Genomic DNA, 18,515 nt, shown 5'->3' with positions numbered 1-18,515 from the left:
CAATAACCCAGGAACCCTCAGCGGGATCCCGCCCATTGAGCCTTGAGCTTTGGCCGCTCAGATTCAGACGTTGACGACGGGTTCAGGAATTCGCTGACTCAAATTCACTGACTTGAACCCATTCACTCAAATTCATTGACTTGAATCCAGTTACTCGATCGAGATCGACTGAGGGCCGCCGCTGGGGCTGCTGGGTGCAGACTCCGTGGAGCCATTGGGGCGATCGCTCCCCAACTGTTGCTCCAACCAGCTCTTAATTGGATCCTGATTCAGATCCAGGCGCAACAGGCCGGAAGCCAGTCCACCCAAGAAGCTCACGGGCTGTTTGAGGCCTTCTTCAACAAGGGGTTTGAGTTCTTCTAGGAACATAGGGCCGGACACACCGTTTACAAATTGCAAGAATTGCTGTCCAGTGTATCAAGAGGTTTTCGGTTGATGGGTAGTGGAAATCAAGAGTCGATCGCCCCGAGCAACTCCAGCAAGGGCAGCCGCCTCATTACCTCCCTAGTTGCGCCAGCGGTCAAACTCTGGCTGCGATCCCAGGTGGAAGCCGCCACTGAAATCACTGTGCGGCTGGATGGGCGCGATCGAGACATTCTCGCGGGCCGCCTGCCCCAAGCCCAGATCAACGCCGAATCCGTGATCTATCAGGGCTTGCACCTCAGCCATCTCAACCTGCAAGCCACCAACATTGCCGTCAATTTGGGGCAAGTGCTGCGCGGCAAACCCCTCAGGCTACTGCAACCCATTCCTGTCAGTGCGGAATTAAAACTTTTTGCCCCCGACTTGGCAGCCTCTTTGGCGGCTCCCCTGCTGGCCCCGGCGTTGGCGGACTTTCTGGCTCCGCTGTTGGCCCTTTGGGGGCGACCCGTCACCTTCGAGCAACCCCAAGCCACCCTAGCCGGAGGGCAGTTAATTTTGTCAGGGGCGATCGAGCAGAAACCGGTGCAACTCTGCCTGGGGTTGGAATTGGTTGATCCCCAAACCTTGCAACTCTGCAATCCCCAGTGGCTGAACCAGGCAGGTGAGCCGATCGCCCAGGGATCCTCCGTGCGCCTACCCTTAGGCGAAGACGTGGCCATCAACAGCCTGTCGATCGAACCGGAAGGACTCCAATGCACCGGTACTTTGCTAGTGCGCCCTTGATCGATCTACCTATGGCAGTTGTCTATCTATCCAGTTGTCTATCTATCCAGTTGTCTATATAGATAGATCAAAATAGATGGGGCAAATTTGACTCAATCCAGTTGGACGAACGGGGAGGCGGGCCCCATCTGGCGGATCTAGCTGCATCGGAATTTAGTGAATGACCAAAGCCGCATCACTGACCAAGCAAAGCCCCCCAACCCGCTTCAAAATCGGGCGAATTAGCGTCACCAACTGATCCAATTGGGTCACATCCTGGCAAGTGGTCAGAATATAGCAATTGCCAAATTCTCGGCCTAAATCATTGGTAAATTCTCCCCGATCGCCCTTTCCCGAAGCATCGCGAATTACCGTATAACCCGGAAACTTCAGGCCATCCAGCATTTCCAAAATTTCCTCTAGCTCCAAAGAGCTAACAATAATTTCCACACGTTTTGTTAATTGCATATCAACCTACTAGCCAACAAGCCAATCCATGAACCCCAAAAACGCCCCTACAGCCCCAGGATTTTTTCCAGTTCTAAATACAGCGGAATTCCCACAATAATGTTGAATGGGAAGGTCAAAGCCAGCGCCATCGAAACATATAAACTCGGATTTGCTTCCGGAACCGTCATCCGCATTGCTGCCGGAACCGCAATATAAGAAGCACTGGCACAAAGCACCGCAAACAGTAGCCCATTGCCTTCACCGATGCCCAGCAGCTTGGCAATCACAATCCCCAACACCGCATTCAGCAGCGGCACAATTACCGAAAAGCCAATTAAAAATAGTCCTGTTTTTTTCAGATCTCGAATTCGTTTGGCGGCAATGATGCCCATATCCATCAAGAAAAACGTCAGCACACCATAGAAGATGCCCTGCGTAAAGGGTTCTAGTTTGTGCCAACCGCTGGGGCCGCTCAGCATTCCAATAATCACGCTGCCCACCAACAGCAGCACAGAGCTATTCAAAAAGGCTTCTCGCAGCACTTCACCCCAAGCAAAGGGATGATCGGGATCGTCCTTATCATCCTTGGCATCAAAAATTCGCACCAAAATTAGGCCGATGATAATGGCGGGTGATTCCATTAGCGCCAAAGCTGCCACCATGTAGCCGCCATAGCTAATGTGCAGTTGATCCAGAAAAGAACTAGCCGTAATAAAAGTCACGGCGCTGATGGAACCGTAGGTGGCCGCAATGGCAGCCGCATTGGGTGGATCCAGGCGAATTCTTAGGATAAAAAATGTGTAAATTGGAACCAAAGAAGCCATCACAATCGAAGCAAGCAGCGTGCCAGCCACCTGCTGAGTAATGCCGCTTTCTAGTAGCTCATAGCCCCCTTTGAACCCGATCGCCACCAATAGATAGAGCGAAAATAGCTTGGGCAGTGGTGCAGGAATTTCCAAATCTGATTTACAGAAAACGGCCAACATTCCCAAGAAAAAGAACAAAATGGGAGGATTGAGAATATTGGAAAGAATCAGTCCACTATCCATCGGCTATCCAGGGCAAAAACTAGAAAGGGATAAATTCCAACCTAGCCCAGGTTTAGGGTTAGGTAAACCTCTGAAACTAATTAAGATTATTCTTCATAATTATTCACTATTATTCGCTTTCACTGATGAAGACTCTCCGCCACAGGTGTCACGGTTCCCCTTGCTTGCGACAGGATCAAGGCTGGATGATGATGAGAAATTGTTTAGAAACTGTTGGTTGTAGTGGGTTCTATGCCTCAAATTGCGCCCTACGGGACTTGGAAATCGCCGATTACTTCCGAAGCGATCGTGGCGGGAACGATCGGGCTGGGCGGCGGCCGTGCGGAAGGCGAAACGTTGTATTGGAGTGAATCGCGGCCGGCTGAGGGCGGACGTGTGGCAATCGTGACCCGATCGCCCGAGGGCCAAACCCAAGATGTGATTGCGGCTCCTTGGAACGCTCGCAGTCGGGTGCATGAGTATGGTGGCGGTGCTTGGACGGTCGATCGGGGCTGGATTTATTTTGTGAACTTTGCCGATCAGCGACTGTATCGCACCCGGCCGGGCCAGGAGCCGATCGCCCTCACGCCTGAACAACCCTGGCGCTATGCGGATTTTGTGGTGGATGCCCAGCGCGATCGGGTGATTGGCATCCGTGAAGATCACAGCCAGCCTGATCGGGAGCCAGTGAACGAGTTGGTGGCGATCGCCCTGGATGGATCACAACAGGTGAGCCTATTGGCAACGGGTTGGGACTTTTACGCCTCGCCGGCCCTCAGTCCCGATGGGTCGCAGTTGGCTTGGTTGACTTGGAACCATCCCAATTTGCCTTGGGACAGCACCACTCTGTGGGTGGCGGCGATTGCCGATGATGGCTCCCTGCAAAATTCCCAGATCGTGGCCGGCGGGGCCGAAGAATCCGTGTTTCAGCCCAGTTGGTCGCCCGACGGCCAATTGTATTTTGTGAGCGATCGCTCCGGTTGGTGGAATTTATATCGCCAGGAATCCGATGGCAAGGCGCGGCATCTTTGCCCCATGGAGGCGGAATTTGGCTTGCCGCAGTGGGTTTTTGGGATGGCTACCTATGGGTTTGTGGACTCAGAAACCCTTGTTTGTGCCTATACCCAAAATGGTCTGTGGCAATTGGCGAAATTGGCCCTTGCCGATGAAAAACTAACGGTCATTAACCAGCCCTATACTTCAATTTCTGATCCCTTTGTGACGCAGGATTTCGTCATTTTTGGGGGTGGTTCAGCCGTTAAGTCAGGGGCGATTGTCCGGCTGGATTTGGCAACGGAAACAATCGAGGTTTTGAAAACCAGCAGCACCTTAAAAATCGATCCGGGCTATTTGTCAGAACCACAATCGATCGCGTTTCCCACCACGGGCGATCGGGAAGCCTATGCCCTCTTGTATCTGCCGAAAAATCGTGATTTCCAAGCACCGGAAGGCGAAAAGCCACCATTAAAAGTCAAGATTCATGGCGGCCCCACGTCCCAAACTTCCAGTAGTTTGAATTTGTCGATTCAATATTGGACGAGTCGCGGCTTTGCGGTGTTGGATGTGAACTATGGCGGCAGCACGGGCTATGGCCGCGCCTACCATTGCCGGTTGGATGGCCAATGGGGGCTGGTGGATGTGGATGATTGCGTGAATGGTGCGCAATATTTGGTCGATCGGGGATTGGTGGATGGCGATCGCTTGACCATTGCCGGGGGCAGCGCCGGGGGCTACACCACCCTGGCCGCTTTGGCTTTCCGCGACCAGTTCAAGGCCGGAGCCAGCTACTACGGCGTGAGCGATTTGGAAGCCCTGGCCCGAGATACCCATAAGTTCGAGGCTCGCTACCTCGATCGACTGATTGGCCCCTACCCGGAGCGCCAGGATATCTACATTGATCGATCGCCCATTCATCACATCGATCGGCTCAATTGCCCCGTGGCCTTTTTCCAGGGACTTGAAGATAAAATTGTGCCGCCTAATCAAGCGGAAATGATGGTGAATGCGCTTCAGGAAAAGGGAATTCCGGTGGCCTACGTGCCCTTTGAAGGGGAGCAGCACGGATTCCGCAAGGCAGAAAATATCCGTCGCGCTCTGGACGGAGAATTCTATTTCTATGCCAAGGTTTTTGGCTTTGAACCGGCGGAGGCGATCGACCCGATCGAAATTGCTAATTTGGGTGACTCAATGGGTGACTAAACTCCCCAACTGAGCAACAGTCAGCACCTTTTCGGTTAACCAAAGGGCGATCGACCCAATGGCGATTATTAACCCCATAGAAAAATGGGTGCGCTAGCATGGGCAAAAACATCCTATGTTGCACCCAATTTCGTTGGCGCGATCGACAACAGCCGATCGCGTCACGGCCGCCGATTGGCTCGCTTACTTCCAACAGAATCACAGCCAATTGTTGCCGATTAATTGGCAGCAAACTGGGGGCTTCACCCCCCAAGAACAAAAACGGTTTCGCCAATCGATCGCGATTTTCCAGTTGGGGGAAAGTTCCGAGGGCCATCGGTTGATGCGAACGGTGCGGGCTTGGGTTGCCCAAGGAGCGGATCCCGTTTGGGTGGATGTGTTCAAGTGGTTTGTGCGGGAAGAACAGCGCCACGCGGCGGACTTGGGGCGACTGCTCGATCGCGAACAGCTTCCCCGCCTGCGACACCACTGGGCCGACGTGGCTTTTCGGTGGCTGCGGGGGGGCATGAATTGGGAATTAGCGCTGGCAATGTTGTTAACGGCGGAGGTGATGGGGTTGTTGTATGCCCGGGCATTGCAGGGGGCCACAGACCACCCGATCACCCAAGCGGTTGCATGGCAAATTGAGTGGGACGAAAGCCAACATTTGCAAATGCAAGGTCAGTTACTGGCCCAATTGCGCCGGGGTCGATCGCCCCTGCATCAAAAGTTGACCCATATGGCCCATCGTTGGTTTTTGACCCTGACCCTAGGAGCCGTGTGGTTAGATCATCGGCCGGTGTTTCGGGCGGCGGGCTGGACGTTTCGGTCTTTTGCCCAAGCGGCCAGGGCCGAACTCAACCAGGCGATCGACCCGAGGCCCTTGGCAATGCCGCGCCCCATCGTTCACCCCCTCTCTCGACAACAACGCTCCAGATCCCAAGATGATTAGACTAGCTATTTCCATTGGCGACCCGGCGGGCATTGGGCCGGAAGTCGTGCTGAAGGCGCTGGCGGATCCAACGGTGGCAGCTTTGCGGCCGGTGCTGGTGGGCAGCCGATCGATTCTCAGCCGCACCTATGAGCAACTTCAGCCGCGCAGTTCCCAGCCGATCGCGGATCCGGCCAAATTGAGGATTCTGGATATTCCGATCGACCCGCTGTTGGAGCGATCGATTCATTGGGGGGTTGAAAATGCGGCCGCCGGAGCCGCCAGCTTCACTTGGCTCGATGCGGCCTTGGCGGCCACGGCGGCCGGCCGGTTTGCGGGAGTGGTCACCGCGCCGATCAGCAAAGCCGCCTGGCATTCAGCGGGCCACGCCTTCCCTGGACAAACGGAGGTTTGTGCCGAACGGGCCGGGGTCGATCGGTTTGGGATGGCCTTTGTGGGGCGATCGCCCCAAACCGGTTGGAAACTTTGTGCCCTCCTGGCCACCACTCACATTCCCCTGCATCAGGTTCCTGCGGTGCTCACGGCAGAACTGCTCGATCGGAAGCTGGATTTGCTGGTCGCCATGCTCGATCGAGACTTGGGGATCACGCATCCCACCATCGCGATCGCCGGACTGAATCCCCACAGCGGCGAAGGGGGACAACTGGGCACTGAGGAGCGCGATTGGCTGATTCCCTGGTTAGCCCAAGCACGCGATCGCTACCCCAACGCCACCCTGCGCGGCCCCATTCCTCCAGACACCATGTGGGTGACAGCGGGCCAAGCTTGGTTTGGGCCCACCCTTCCAGCCGGGTTGCCCGATGCCTACTTAGCGCTTTATCACGACCAAGGATTGATTCCCGTGAAGCTGATGGCCTTCGATCGCGCCGTCAACACCACGATCGGCCTGCCCTTTGTGCGCACCTCCCCCGACCACGGCACGGCCTTTGACATTGCTGGCCAAGGGATCGCCGACCCCGCCAGCATGATTGAAGCAATCCATTGGGCGATCGAACTCACGGAAACCCGCAACCAATGGCGCGATCGGGTTGTGACCGCTGCCCACCGGGAATGAACCCGGCTGTTGAACTCGGCTGAAATTGGCACTTAGGCTTTGGCTTGGGCGTAATAGTCCCTTGTGCCCTTCACCTCGATCGCTGCCCGCAGGCGATCGAGCGCATGGACATAGGCCGCCGTCCGCAGGGACAAATCCAGCGATTGGGCGAGCTGCCAAATCCGTTCCGTTTCGCGGGTCATCCGTTCCGCCAACCGCTGTTCCACCTCCGCCGCCGACCAATACAAACCGCTCCGATTTTGCACCCATTCAAAGTAGCTAACGGTCACGCCGCCTGCATTGGTCAAAATGTCCGGCAAGACATAAATTCCCTTTTGATTCAGGATGCGATCGGCCTCAAAGGTAATCGGCCCGTTTGCTACTTCAAAGATCAGTTTGGCCTGAATTCGATCGGCGTTTTCCGGTGTAATTTGATTTTCCAGCGCCGCCGGAATTAACACATCAACGGGCAGTTCCAAGAGCGCTTCATTGGTAATCGATTGATGATCTGCCATGTTGCAGACCGTGCCATGGCAGTAAAGGGCCTCCATGCCGCGCCCCGCTTCCTTGTTTTGGCGGATGGCAGGAATATCTAACCCCGCCGGAGCATAGATTCCGCCTTTGGAATCGCTGACCGCCACCACTCGGTAGCCCGCACGATAGATTTGTTCCGCCAAAAAACTGCCCGCATTGCCAAATCCTTGAATCGCAACGGTGGTTTCGGCCGGTGGGCGATCGAACTTGGGCAAAATGGTTTGCATCACAAAAAAAGCTCCCATGGCCGTGGCCGTTTCTCGGCCTGCACTGCCGCCCAGGGCGATCGGCTTGCCCGTCACCACCGCCGGACAGGACTTGCGCTGAATGATGTTGTAGCGATCCATCATCCAACCCATAATCGTGGCGTTGGTGTAAACATCGGGGGCCAAAATATCCACATCGGGCCCAATAAAATCCGCGATCGCATCAATATAGCCGCGCGTTAAACGCTCCAACTCCAAGCGCGAAAGCTGCTTAGGATTAACCGTAATTCCACCCTTGCCACCGCCAAAGGGCAAATCCAACACTGCACATTTAAAGGTCATCCAAAATGCTAAGGATGTGACCTCATCCAAGGACACTTGAGGATGATAGCGAACCCCGCCTTTGGCAGGGCCGCGCGTATCGTCATAGCGAACTCGATAGCCCTGAAAAACCTGTAACGATCCATCATCCATCCGCACGGGAATTGAAACTTGCAGACTGGCTTTTGGATGCTTTAAATGTTCGATCGCATCTTCCGAAATGGCGATATGCTTCAGGGCCAAATCGAGATTTTGGCGCGCACCCACAAACAGCGATTGGCTTTCCATGCTTCGGGTCGTTCCTTGAAGGTAGTTGGAGCAACCTTCCTGTTTAAATTGTAGTCTTTGTTACGGTTTGCCCGCTAGCCACAGGGTTCAAGCAAGAACCAGGCAGGGATCAAGTAGAGATCAAGTAAAAATCACATGGAAAGCGAGCCAAATCCTGAAAACCAGGGCGATCGCTCGGTGGCCGGGATCATCCTCTGGCAACCCAAAACCGAACTGGGCCCGTGGTCAGATCCCAAACGCCAGGATTAAGATGGGCCCGATGTGCGGAGGATGGCTCGATCGCGCCCCAATTGCCCCTCAATTGCGCCGCCCGATCGCGATTGTCCTAAGTTCAAGGGCGGCCAAGAGCCGTTCGATCGAACCCAGTCGTAGCCTTATCCTCCCCACAGCATCCTCCTAGAATGCCCTTGACCATGGAATGGAATCCCGAAACAACTTGGATCTTTGCGGTGGGTTTGCTGGAGTGGCAAGACTCAGAAGCCTTCGCCCCTTTTCCTGATGCTGTCCCCAATCGATCGGACGCGCAGTTAGTGGAATTTTTCCGCAACCAAGGTGTGCCCCCATCCCAAATTATTTATCTTCAGGATCGTCAAGCCACCCTCTCCGCCATTCAATCTAAACTGCCGGATTTTTTGGCCAGCACCGATGAAAATGCCCTCTTAATGCTCTACTTTGCTGGTCATGGCGGCTGGGATTCCGAATCGGGAGAACATTATTTTTACAACTATGATGCCGATGCGGAAGATACGGAAACCTATTGGAAAGTGTCCAGCATCTTTGATGATATTGAAGAAAACTTCAATGGTTCCCATGCCTTGCTGATGGCGGACTGTTGCTTCTCTGGGGGACTGATTGATGAAGCCAAACGGCGGGAAAGCGAAATTGCTTACGCCTGTGTGACCTCTGCCTATGCCCACAACACTTCAACAGGCGCTTGGACTTTTACGGCTTCTTTGCTGAAGGGATTACAAGGAGATCCCACGGTTGATTTGGATGAAGATCGGGTGATTACGCTCTATGATTTTGCCCGCTACACGGAATTGGAAGTGGCATTCATTGAAGACCAAAAATCAATGTTTTTCACAACTCATGATTTTGATCCCCAAATGCAACTGTCACGAGTGACCGATCAGTTCGATCCCCAATTGGGCCGCCGGGTGGAGGTGGAATATGAGGAGGATTGGTATCGGGCAAAAATTGTGGAGGTGAGCGATTCAGACGGCGATCCGCAATACCGAGTGCAATACGTGGTGGATCAGTCAGAAGAGTGGGTCGCGCCCGATCGCATCCGTCCCTACGAACCAGTGATGTATGACCTGGGAGCGGCGGTGGAGGTGCAGGATGAGGCGGGCGATTGGTATCCCGCAACAATCAAAAAGGCTTGGTATGGCCTGCACCACATTAGCTATGACGACTACGACGAAAATTGGGATGAGTGGGTGGGGCCCGATCGCCTGCGAGAACCGGAATAGGGCAGCGGGGCGCATGGTTGCATCAAGCCAAATTGGGAATCGATCGCCCAAAAAATCGGGGTAGGTTTGCATCTACCCCGACTCGCTTTTGGACATTATTTGGGTATTAGTTGGACATTGGTTTGGACATTAATTTTGGACATTAATGTAAACCGGGAAATGGTTGAATTGCGATTGAATTCCGGCAACCGCAAACTCAGCAATGGATCAAGATTTCCCAAACACCTATTTCCAAGACACCTTCAGGCTGGCCGGTTGTCCAGGATTACCCACCAGCACCGGGCCGCGCCCATTGGCCGCCAAGTGCCGCAGGATCCAATAGATCGTTTCCACCTGCTCGATCGCCCCCACCTGCGTTGCCAACTCCGCAATCAACAGGGGTTCTCCCGCATCTTGCAAGACCGACACCAGCCGCTTTTGCAGGGCCAAGATGTTGGCGGCGGCTTTTTTGCCGGCCTCAACGCCCGGTTGGTGATAGGCGTTGATGTTCACCAGGGAGGCATAGAAGCTGACGGCCCGTTCGTAGAGCGCAATTAGGGCCCCCACAATGCGCTCGCTGACGCGGGGAACCGTAATGGTGATTGACTCTCGATCGTTGTCGTAGAGCGCTTGGCGCGTGCCTTGCAATAGCCCACTGAGGTAATCGCCGGACTCGATCGCCCCGTCTTCCACCACCACGCCCGAGCCGCCATCTTCCAGCACTTCAATCAGGGTGGCAAAAAAGTTGGGAACCCCTTCGCGCAACTGCTGCACATAGGCATGTTGGTCGGTGCTGCCCTTGTTGCCATACACGGCAATGCCCTGATAGACCAAGTTGCCATCCAGGTCGCGTTCCTTGCCCAAGGATTCCATCACCAACTGCTGGAGATAGCGCGAAAAAAGCAGTAGCCGGTCTTTGTAAGGTAAAACCACCATGTCTTTTTCGCCTTTGCCTCGGCCCACGGAATACCAGCAAAGGGCCAACAGGGCGGCAGGGTTGGTTTTTAGGTTGCGGTCTCGGGTGGCCTGATCCATCATTTGCGCGCCCACGAGCATTTCTCGAATTTGGATCCCTTGGAGCGCCGCTGGCAACAGCCCCACCGCCGACAGTTCCGAGGTGCGGCCACCGACCCAATCAAACATCGGGAATCGATCGAGCCAACCTTCCGCGATCGCCCGTTGATCCAAGGCGCTGCCCTCACAGGTAATGGCCACAAAGTTGCGGTGATAGGGCAATCCGGCTTGGCCAAATTCCGCTTGAATTTCCACCATGCCGTTGCGGGTTTCGGGTGTGCCGCCGGACTTGGAGATGATCAACACCAAGGTTGTGGCCAAGCGATCGCGCAGGGGGGAGCCGCCCGTGCTCTTGGACAGGATCCGATCGATGCCGTCGGGGTCGGTGTTGTCCACAAAGTGAATGGCCAAGGGCGGCTGATTGGGAGCCAAGGCCTCCGCCACGAACTGCGGCCCCAGGGCCGAACCGCCAATCCCGATCGACAACACATCCGTAAAAGGCTGACCGTTGGCCGTGAGCTGGCCGTTGTGGATGGCCGCCGTGAAGGTTTCGAGGCGGTCAAGGGTGTTGATGATGTCGTCTCGCAATTCCGGTGTTGGGGCCAAGTCCGGTTGCCGCAGCCAATAGTGACCCACCATCCGTTGTTCGTCGGGATTGGCGATCGCCCCCGATTCCAGAGCGGTCATGTCCCCAAACGCTTTCGCCAACTTGGGTTGCATCTGAGCCACAAATGCATCATCGAACCGCATCCGGCTCACGTCCAGATACAGCCCCAAGCCCTCGTGATAGTAGAGCCAGTCTTGGTAACGCTGCCACAATGACGCAGTGCCGGTCATAAACACTCCTTCTTATCGTCTTTTTATCGTCCCGATCGCGCCTTGAGTGTAGCCCAGCTCCCACCCCCGATCACGGTAACGATTGCATCAGACACCGGCCCCCCTGCGTCTGGGCCGAGAGCGCAGTTCCCGACAGTGCCAACCGGCTGAGTAGAATAGGGGCGGCAGTAGCATCCCCCTGCCCTCACCCCCCTTTTGACCCATGGCTGCTGTGCGTTGTCCTATCTGTGCCACCGAGTTGTCAGACACCGAAGTGCTGTGCCCAACCTGTGGTTGGGATAATTCCCCGTTACCGGAGGCGCTGGTGGGCACGGGGAGCGATCGGGCGACCATTGCCCTGTTGCGGGCCCGCGACCAGGTGCGCACCACTTGGGCCCGGGAGTTTTGGCAGCGATTAAATTTGGATGCCAAGTTAAACCACATTGAAGGCCAACTGAAACGGGCCCGCCAGGAGCGATCGCACCTGTATTTGGAACTAACACAACTACAAGAATCGCAAAAACTGCTGCTCCAAACCCTTTCGCCGGAATGGCTGGAAACGCTGCAACAGCTTCAGGGTCAGCTCCAGCAACAAATCCAAGCCCTGAAACAGAGTGCGGGGCCCCAAAGGTCACCACAGAAGGGATCACCACAGACAGGATCGCCCCAGGCAGGATCCCCGACACAATCCCATCCGATCGGGTCGGGATCCGATCCCTTGCCGTTTGATTTGGGTCCCTTGGACACGGCCGCCCTGCAAGACACGGGCAATCCGAGTTCGGCGGTCAATCCCAACCCGCCCTTGGCCAATCCCGATCGCAACGAAAATCCTTTCCACTTGCCAGAGCATCGCCCTTCTGCCCCCATGCCGCCGGCCCACGGGCTGCCCACGGAGGAAGAGGTGACCATTTTGCAGTTTGTGATGCCCTCGCCGGGGCCAACTCCGGCCCCGGTCGATCGCTACGGGCGGCTGTCCCAGTTGTTGGAAGCGCAAAAGTGGCTGGAGGCCGATCGAGAAACCACTCGAATCATGCTGAAGGTGGTGGGCCGCGAGGGGGCCAGTTGGTTGCGGGTGGAAGACATTGAGCAATTTCCCAAGGGCGATTTAACCGAGATCGATCGCCTCTGGACCATCCACAGCAACAATCACTTTGGCTTCCGCATTCAGTACGACATTTGGCTAGAGGTCACCAGCCAAACGGCCAGCCCCGTGGAGGCTTGGTGTCGGTTTGGCGATCGCCTGGGTTGGACCAGCCAAAAGAGCCGTAACTTCAGCCTCAGCGCCCCGGCGGGCCATTTGCCTTACTGTTCTGCCGTGGGGGTTTGGTGGTGTTCGGGTCTGTTTCCTCAGGTGGTGAATGCGGCCTTGGGCAGCGCCTAAGCCAACCTTGGCCCGCCAGGCGAAACCAGCGCCTAAATCAGCGCCTCAACCAATGCCTAAACCATCGATCCATCAGCTCCCTGCCCTACAATGGGGCGTGAAATTTGGGCTATTCCTACGCTGAGGCTCGATCGCGCCCCCATGATTGCTTACCTCACCTCACTGATTATCTTTTCAGGCATCTTTGCCCTCTTTGGTCTGGGTCTGAATTTGCAATGGGGTCTCACGGGCTTAATTAATTTTGGCCATGTGGCCTTCATGACCATTGGGGCCTACACCACCATTCTGCTGTCGCTTCAGGGTTGGCCGATTGTGCTGGCGGTGGCGATCGGGGCGGGGTTGGCGGCTCTGCTGGGCCTGTTGGTGGGCATTTCCACCCTGCGCCTGCGGGAAGATTACTTGGCGATCGTCACGATCGGGGTGTCGGAGGTGGTGCGGCTGGTGGCTTTGAATGAAGAGTGGCTGACCCGAGGCGCAAGGGGCGTTTATGGCTACCCGCTGCCCTTGGCCCAAGTGCCGGACGCGCCTTGGGTGGCTCCGGTGGCGATCGCCCTTTGGACGGGCATCTTTGGGGCGGCGGGTTGGTCCCTGTGGCGTTGGTTCCGGCAGGCTTTGCGATCGCGCCAACAGGCCGCCCAAGGACAAGTCACCGGCACAACCCAACAGCCCCCCTCCAAGGGTCGCCTGGTGTTGGGTGGCATCTCGGCCCTACTGGGGCTTCTGCTCTATGGCTGTGGGGCGATCGCCCTTTGGGATTTCAACTACAAAGGCGGCTTGATGTTGCTGGTGGTGGCCGTTTTGGGTCTGGTCTATTGGCAACTGGAACAACTGGGCCGATCGCCCTGGGGCCGGGTGCTCAAGGCAATTCGCGAAGACGAAGAAATCGCGCGGGCCTTGGGCAAAAACGTGTTTTGGTACAAACTGCAATCCCTGATGTTGGGCGGCGCGATCGCGGGGGTCGCTGGTTCCTTCTATGCCTGGAATCTCACTTTCATTAACCCCGATGGCTTCATTCCGCTGATGACCTTCCAAGCTTGGACGATCGTGGTTTTGGGCGGCGCGGGCAACAATGCGGGCACGCTGTTGGGTTCTGTCCTGTTTTGGGGATACACCACCCTCACCCGGTTTGTGTTGCCGGCCCTGTTGCCCTTGGATGATGCCCGCTTGGGCGCTTTCCGGCTAATGGTCATTGGGCTGATTTTGGTGGTGCTGATGATGTGGCGGCCCCAAGGCATTTTGGGCAAGAAGGAAGAGCTGACCCTCGGCCAATAGGCGGCTCTGGCGATTCGGGGCGATCGCCCTATGATGGGTTAATCAACAGTGCAAGTGATCTCCAGAGTCCAAGCTGCGATCGCAAGGCCCTGATCCCCCTTTCAATCATGTTCAAACTGCTGGCAACGGTGCGCCACCGCTGGGTTATGTGGCTGATGGGCTGGGAGACCCGTTTGGTGAGTCCTTCATTTCAGGGGGCTTTGCTGGGCGCGATCGCCCTGTTTCTGTTTGGGGCGGCCACCAACGCCATGGCCGGTTGGCTCTACGTGATGAGTGGGGTGCTGTTGGCGCTGATGTTGGTGGCGGCGGTGCTGACGGCGCGATCGCTCGGGGGCCTGAGCGCCAGCCGATCACCCATTCCACCGATCAGCGTTGATGATTTGGCCGTGGTGGAATGCCGGATCGCCAACCATGCCCGATCAGCCCGCTCCCTGTTGCAATGGGTCGATCGGCCACCGGCCCCCCTGCCCGTTGCCAGCGGCTCGATCGCCCTGATTCCCGCCCAAGGCAGCATCACCATCCAAGCCCAATTTCGGGCCCAGCGGCGCGGCATCTACCGTTGGCCGAGTCTCACTTTGCGATCGGGTGCGCCCTTCGGCCTGTTTTGGCGACAACAGCCGATCACCGCACCAGCCAAACTGGTGGTTTACCCTCGAGTTTGGCCCCTGGCCCAATGCCCGATCGTGGATTGGATGGGCGAAGGGGATGCCCAAAACGCAGCGGGCGATCGCGCCTTACGTTTGGGAACCGAAGGCCTCACCCGCTCCCTGCGGCCCTACCGTTGGGGCGACTCCACCCGGCTCATTCATTGGCGCAGCAGTGCCCGGTTTGGGGAGCTTCAGGTGCGGGAATTGGAAACCGCCGCCACGGGGCCCGATTTGATTGTGGCCCTCGATAGTGCGATTGCCTGGGATCCCGAAGACTTTGAGCAGGCCGTGGAAGCGGCCGCCTCCATGTATGTCTATGCCAGCCGCTGTTACCTCGATCCCTTCCTTTGGACGGCGGCCACGGGGTTGGTGCGAGGGCGACAGGTGGTGTTGGAAACCCTGGCCGGAACCCAAGCCGGGGAGCTAGCTGAACATGAACCGCCTTCTCGGGCCGTGCTGTGGCTCACTTCAGCGGTCGATCGGGTCAGTCAATTGCCCGATCGCAGCCGTTGGTTGTTGTGGTTACCCCCCAGCAGTGAGTTGGCGGGCAGCCTGCTCGGTCGCCAGGCCCAAGGCCGCGTCATCTCGCGCGATCGCCCAATTTCTGAGCAATTGCAGGCCGGTAACCATCCGCTTTAACCCAACGGTTTTCGCTCAACGGTTTTCGCTCAACCGTTCGCATCGTTGACTCTTGATTGGGCGTGCGGCTGTACGCCCCTACTTCAGGCTGCCCGGAGCATCGGTTGAAACCGGCGCGACGAAACGGGGCGATCGTCAGCCGTTGGATCTCTAGCCGTTGGATCTCCAGCCGTTGGACTTACTTGTTCAAATCTTATTGAAAATTATTCTTGACATTTTCCAAATCTTGATTCAGGCTTTATTGCTATAAAGTTTCAATAAAGGTTCGAGAGTTACTCGAATCTGCACCGAATGGCGCATACCTGCAAAAACTGCAAACGCTGCAAGCTGTTGTTGGGAACTTCCTATGACTGTCACCACCACGCCGCCACAGACGGCGATCGCGATTCCTTGGTGGGCGGGGAATGCCCGCCTGACGGAACTGTCGGGACGATTGTTGGGGGCCCATGTGGCCCATGCGGGACTGATCGTGCTTTGGGCGGGGGCAATGACCCTGTTTGAGGTCTCCCGCTGCGATCTGAGTCGGCCGCTGTATGAGCAAGGCTTGATTCTGTTGCCGAACCTGGCCCGGTTGGGTTGGGGCCTGGGCAATAACGGGGCGATCGCCCAAACCGATGATTGGTTTGCGATCGGGGCGATTCATCTGATCAGCGCCGCCTTCCTGGGGGCGGGCGGTTTGTTCCATGCCCTCAAGGGGCCCGAGCGGCTCGATCACACCGGCTTTTTCAATTACCGCTGGGATGATGCCAACAAAATGACCCAAATTCTGGGCATTCACCTGGTGTTGCTCGGGTTGGGCGCTTGGCTGCTGGTGCTGAAGGCCACCACCTTTGGCGGTCTTTACGATCCGGCGGTGGGCCGTGTCCAGTTGGTCAGTGACCTGAACTGGGATTTGGGGCAAATCTTCGGCTACTTCTTTGGGGCTGGCGGTCGCTACTGGCTGGCTAGCGTCAATGACCTACCCACGATCGTCGGGGCCCACGCTTGGTTGGGCGCAATCCTGATCGGTGGCGGCCTCTGGCACATCGTTTCGGAGCCGTCCGCGGCCGTGAAGCGCCTGTTTATTTGGTCGGGCGAGGCCTATTTGTCCTACAGCCTGGGGGCGCTGGCCCTGATGGCCTTTGTGGCCACCCTGTTTGTGTCCGTGAATGCCGTCGCCTTCCCCGAAGCGTTCTTTGGCCCCACATTGCAAATCGGGTTCGATCGCGTGCCCTATTTCTTCAGCCCCGATGGCGCATTGACCTCCCGCGTTTGGTTGGCCAATGCCCATTTCTGGCTCGGATTCTTTTTCCTGCAAGGGCATATTTTCCACGCCCTGCAAGCGGCTGGTGTGCGGTTTGGCTTTGGGCAAACCACCCCGGCTACTCCTAACACCGCTGATTCTGCTACCCAATCGACCCAGGAGGCTGCTGCATGAGCGCTGTAATCTCTCGGACGGCGGCCCCCGCGATGCCACAGTTGGGCTGGTGGGCCGGAAACGGTCGGTTTGTGAACCTGTCGGGCAAACTGCTGGGGGCCCATGTGGCCCATGCGGGGCTGATTGTGCTCTGGGCGGGGGCCATGACCCTGTTTGAGCTGTCTCGCTACGATGCGAGCCAACCGATGGGGACTCAGGGGCTGATTCTGTTGCCCCACTTGGCCACCCTGGGCTTTGGTTTGGGGCCCGATGGGGCGATCGCCGACCCCTATCCCTATTTGGTGGTGGGCATGTTGCACCTGGTCAGTGCGGCGGTGTTGGGAGCTGGCGGCATCTATCACGCCGTGCTGGGCCCCGAGGTGCTGCCGACCGATCGCGCCAACTTCAGTGGCTTCTTTGGCTACGACTGGCGCGACAAGGACAAAATGACCACGATTATTGGCATTCACCTGTTGCTGTTGGGATCGGGGGCCTTCCTGTTGGTGGCCAAGGCCATGGCCTGGGGCGGTCTCTATGACCCGGCGATCGGTTCCGTGCGCTTGGTTGAGCACCCCACCCTGGAGTTCGGCACGATTTGGGGCTATCTGGTCGGATCCCACGGCAGCCAAGGGATGGCGGCGATCGACAACCTCGAAGACCTGGTGGGCGGCCATGTGTGGGTCGGCGGTCTCTGCATCGCGGGCGGCCTCTGGCACATCCTCAGCCGTCCTTGGCTCTGGGTGGAACGGGTGTTCTATTGGACGGGAGAAGCCTACCTGTCCTACAGCCTGGGAGCCTTGGCCTATATGGGCTTCTTCGCGGCCTACTTTGTGTCGGTGAATGATTTTGCCTATCCCGAAGTGTTCTATGGGCCCCTGGGCATCGTCACCCAGGACGGCACGGTAACCGCTCGGGGCTGGCTGGCCACCTTCCACTTTGTGTTTGCAATCCTGTTTTTGGCGGGGCATTTGTGGCACGCCCTGCGGGTGCGGGCGGAGGCCGTGGGCTTCAAGTTCGGCAGCGATAGCTTTGTTCGGCCCGGTGGCGGCTCCCCGGAAGCGGGCACGTTGGACACGCCCGTGAGTGCCTCCGATGTGACCCTGGCCCTGGTGCAATACCTGCCGATCTATCGCCCGAACCTGTCGCCCCTGTCGCGGGGTCTGGAAATTGGCATGGCCCACGGCTACTTCCTGGTGGGGCCGTTCATCAAGCTGGGGCCGATGCGATCGAGCCAATCGGCGGAACTGGTGGGGCTGATTGCCACCATGGGGCTGCTGTTGATCTTGTCCCTGTGCCTGTCGCTCTACGGGGCCGTGACCTTCCCGAACCGGGGCGATCGCTCCCTGGATCAGTTCCGGGGCATGGCCAAGGCCGTGAGCGCGAATGCGGCTGTGCTGCCCGAAAACCTGCGGACGGCGGACGGCTGGAGCCAGTTCAGCGCCATGTTCTTGGTGGGCGGCATGGGCGGCGCAATCTTTGCCTTCCTGTTGTTAACCCAGGGGGCAGGCCTATTAGCGCTCTAGGCGATTCGCGACCAGCCTGATTGGTCAGCATCGTTCAAACCGTTTTTTGAGTTTTTGATCCATAAGTCAGTCATTTACAGAAATCGAAATCGGTCATGGAGGGCTGATTACGAGGACTGGGGGGATTCGGGGCCGCTCCGTCGCTGGGGGTGGCGATCGATCCCCTTTTTTCTGGTTGGGTGGGCATTTTCAGTTTATTAAAACTCTTTCTCAATTAAGAAAAGCTTGCTATGCTGCTATTGCTTATTTATTGAGAGTTAA

Annotated in this window: 15 protein-coding genes; 10 read left to right on the top strand and 5 right to left on the bottom strand. The window is 57.0% G+C overall.

The window, feature by feature from the left end:
- Nucleotides 1-150: 150 nt before the first annotated feature.
- Entirely contained in the window at nucleotides 151-369 is a 219-nt protein-coding gene (locus H6G53_RS06080) for a hypothetical protein (protein WP_099533342.1), read from the bottom strand.
- A gap of 66 nt (nucleotides 370-435) precedes the next feature.
- Between H6G53_RS06080 and H6G53_RS06075 the strand changes: the two genes are divergently transcribed.
- Nucleotides 436-1,146 carry a DUF2993 domain-containing protein gene (locus H6G53_RS06075; RefSeq protein ID WP_190531491.1) on the top strand — a complete coding sequence of 237 codons (711 nt, stop codon included), beginning with the start codon at nucleotides 436-438 and terminating at the stop codon, nucleotides 1,144-1,146.
- A gap of 153 nt (nucleotides 1,147-1,299) precedes the next feature.
- Here H6G53_RS06075 and H6G53_RS06070 read toward each other — a convergent pair whose 3' ends face one another.
- Together H6G53_RS06070 and H6G53_RS06065 are read right to left on the bottom strand one after the other, a co-directional pair.
- Nucleotides 1,300-1,593 carry a transcriptional regulator gene (locus tag H6G53_RS06070; protein WP_099533344.1) on the bottom strand — a complete coding sequence of 98 codons (294 nt, stop codon included), beginning with the start codon at nucleotides 1,591-1,593 and terminating at the stop codon, nucleotides 1,300-1,302.
- A 47-nt stretch (nucleotides 1,594-1,640) separates the two neighbouring features.
- Nucleotides 1,641-2,624, bottom strand: coding sequence for a sodium-dependent bicarbonate transport family permease (locus tag H6G53_RS06065; protein WP_099533345.1), 984 nt, complete (start codon nucleotides 2,622-2,624; stop codon nucleotides 1,641-1,643).
- A 231-nt stretch (nucleotides 2,625-2,855) separates the two neighbouring features.
- Here H6G53_RS06065 and H6G53_RS06060 point away from each other — a divergent pair, with 231 nt between their 5' ends.
- The 3 genes from H6G53_RS06060 to pdxA all read left to right on the top strand — a co-directional run bounded on the left by H6G53_RS06060 (nucleotide 2,856) and on the right by pdxA (nucleotide 6,787).
- Nucleotides 2,856-4,802 (top strand): S9 family peptidase, encoded by a 1,947-nt coding sequence (locus H6G53_RS06060; RefSeq protein WP_190531489.1) that lies wholly within the window; start codon nucleotides 2,856-2,858, stop codon nucleotides 4,800-4,802.
- A gap of 115 nt (nucleotides 4,803-4,917) precedes the next feature.
- Nucleotides 4,918-5,733, top strand: a complete 816-nt coding sequence (locus H6G53_RS06055) for a hypothetical protein (RefSeq protein ID WP_190531487.1) — start codon at nucleotides 4,918-4,920, stop codon at nucleotides 5,731-5,733.
- Nucleotides 5,726-6,787 (top strand): 4-hydroxythreonine-4-phosphate dehydrogenase PdxA, encoded by a 1,062-nt coding sequence (gene pdxA, locus H6G53_RS06050; protein ID WP_190531485.1) that lies wholly within the window; start codon nucleotides 5,726-5,728, stop codon nucleotides 6,785-6,787. Before H6G53_RS06055 ends, pdxA begins: the two co-directional genes overlap by 8 nt.
- A 32-nt stretch (nucleotides 6,788-6,819) precedes the next feature.
- Here pdxA and H6G53_RS06045 read toward each other — a convergent pair whose 3' ends face one another.
- Entirely contained in the window at nucleotides 6,820-8,115 is a 1,296-nt protein-coding gene (locus H6G53_RS06045) for a Glu/Leu/Phe/Val dehydrogenase (RefSeq protein ID WP_190531483.1), read from the bottom strand.
- A gap of 413 nt (nucleotides 8,116-8,528) precedes the next feature.
- Here H6G53_RS06045 and H6G53_RS06040 point away from each other — a divergent pair, with 413 nt between their 5' ends.
- Nucleotides 8,529-9,587, top strand: coding sequence for an agenet domain-containing protein (locus tag H6G53_RS06040; protein ID WP_199309136.1), 1,059 nt, complete (start codon nucleotides 8,529-8,531; stop codon nucleotides 9,585-9,587).
- 225 nt (nucleotides 9,588-9,812) lie between these two features.
- Here H6G53_RS06040 and H6G53_RS06035 read toward each other — a convergent pair whose 3' ends face one another.
- Complete coding sequence (locus H6G53_RS06035) at nucleotides 9,813-11,417, bottom strand: glucose-6-phosphate isomerase (protein WP_190531478.1); 1,605 nt, start codon at nucleotides 11,415-11,417, stop codon at nucleotides 9,813-9,815.
- 202 nt (nucleotides 11,418-11,619) lie between these two features.
- Between H6G53_RS06035 and H6G53_RS06030 the strand changes: the two genes are divergently transcribed.
- From H6G53_RS06030 to H6G53_RS06010, 5 genes are all read left to right on the top strand, one after another.
- Entirely contained in the window at nucleotides 11,620-12,777 is a 1,158-nt protein-coding gene (locus H6G53_RS06030) for a GUN4 domain-containing protein (protein WP_190531476.1), read from the top strand.
- 141 nt (nucleotides 12,778-12,918) lie between these two features.
- Nucleotides 12,919-14,049 (top strand): branched-chain amino acid ABC transporter permease, encoded by a 1,131-nt coding sequence (locus H6G53_RS06025; protein ID WP_190531602.1) that lies wholly within the window; start codon nucleotides 12,919-12,921, stop codon nucleotides 14,047-14,049.
- Nucleotides 14,050-14,156: 107 nt separating this feature from the next.
- The gene (locus H6G53_RS06020; RefSeq protein WP_190531475.1) at nucleotides 14,157-15,335 is read left to right on the top strand and encodes a DUF58 domain-containing protein; all 1,179 of its coding nucleotides are present in this window, start codon (nucleotides 14,157-14,159) and stop codon (nucleotides 15,333-15,335) included.
- Nucleotides 15,336-15,681: 346 nt separating this feature from the next.
- Complete coding sequence (locus tag H6G53_RS06015; RefSeq protein ID WP_190531473.1) at nucleotides 15,682-16,752, top strand: chlorophyll a/b binding light-harvesting protein; 1,071 nt, start codon at nucleotides 15,682-15,684, stop codon at nucleotides 16,750-16,752.
- A complete protein-coding gene (locus H6G53_RS06010; RefSeq protein ID WP_190531471.1) occupies nucleotides 16,749-18,254 on the top strand; it encodes a chlorophyll a/b binding light-harvesting protein in 1,506 nt (501 codons plus the stop codon). Before H6G53_RS06015 ends, H6G53_RS06010 begins: the two co-directional genes overlap by 4 nt.
- The last annotated feature ends 261 nt before the right edge of the window (nucleotides 18,255-18,515 follow it).

The organism is Limnothrix sp. FACHB-406 (assembly GCF_014698235.1).
GTDB lineage: Bacteria > Cyanobacteriota > Cyanobacteriia > CACIAM-69d > CACIAM-69d > CACIAM-69d.
This window is presented reverse-complemented; position numbering and strand designations above follow the sequence as displayed.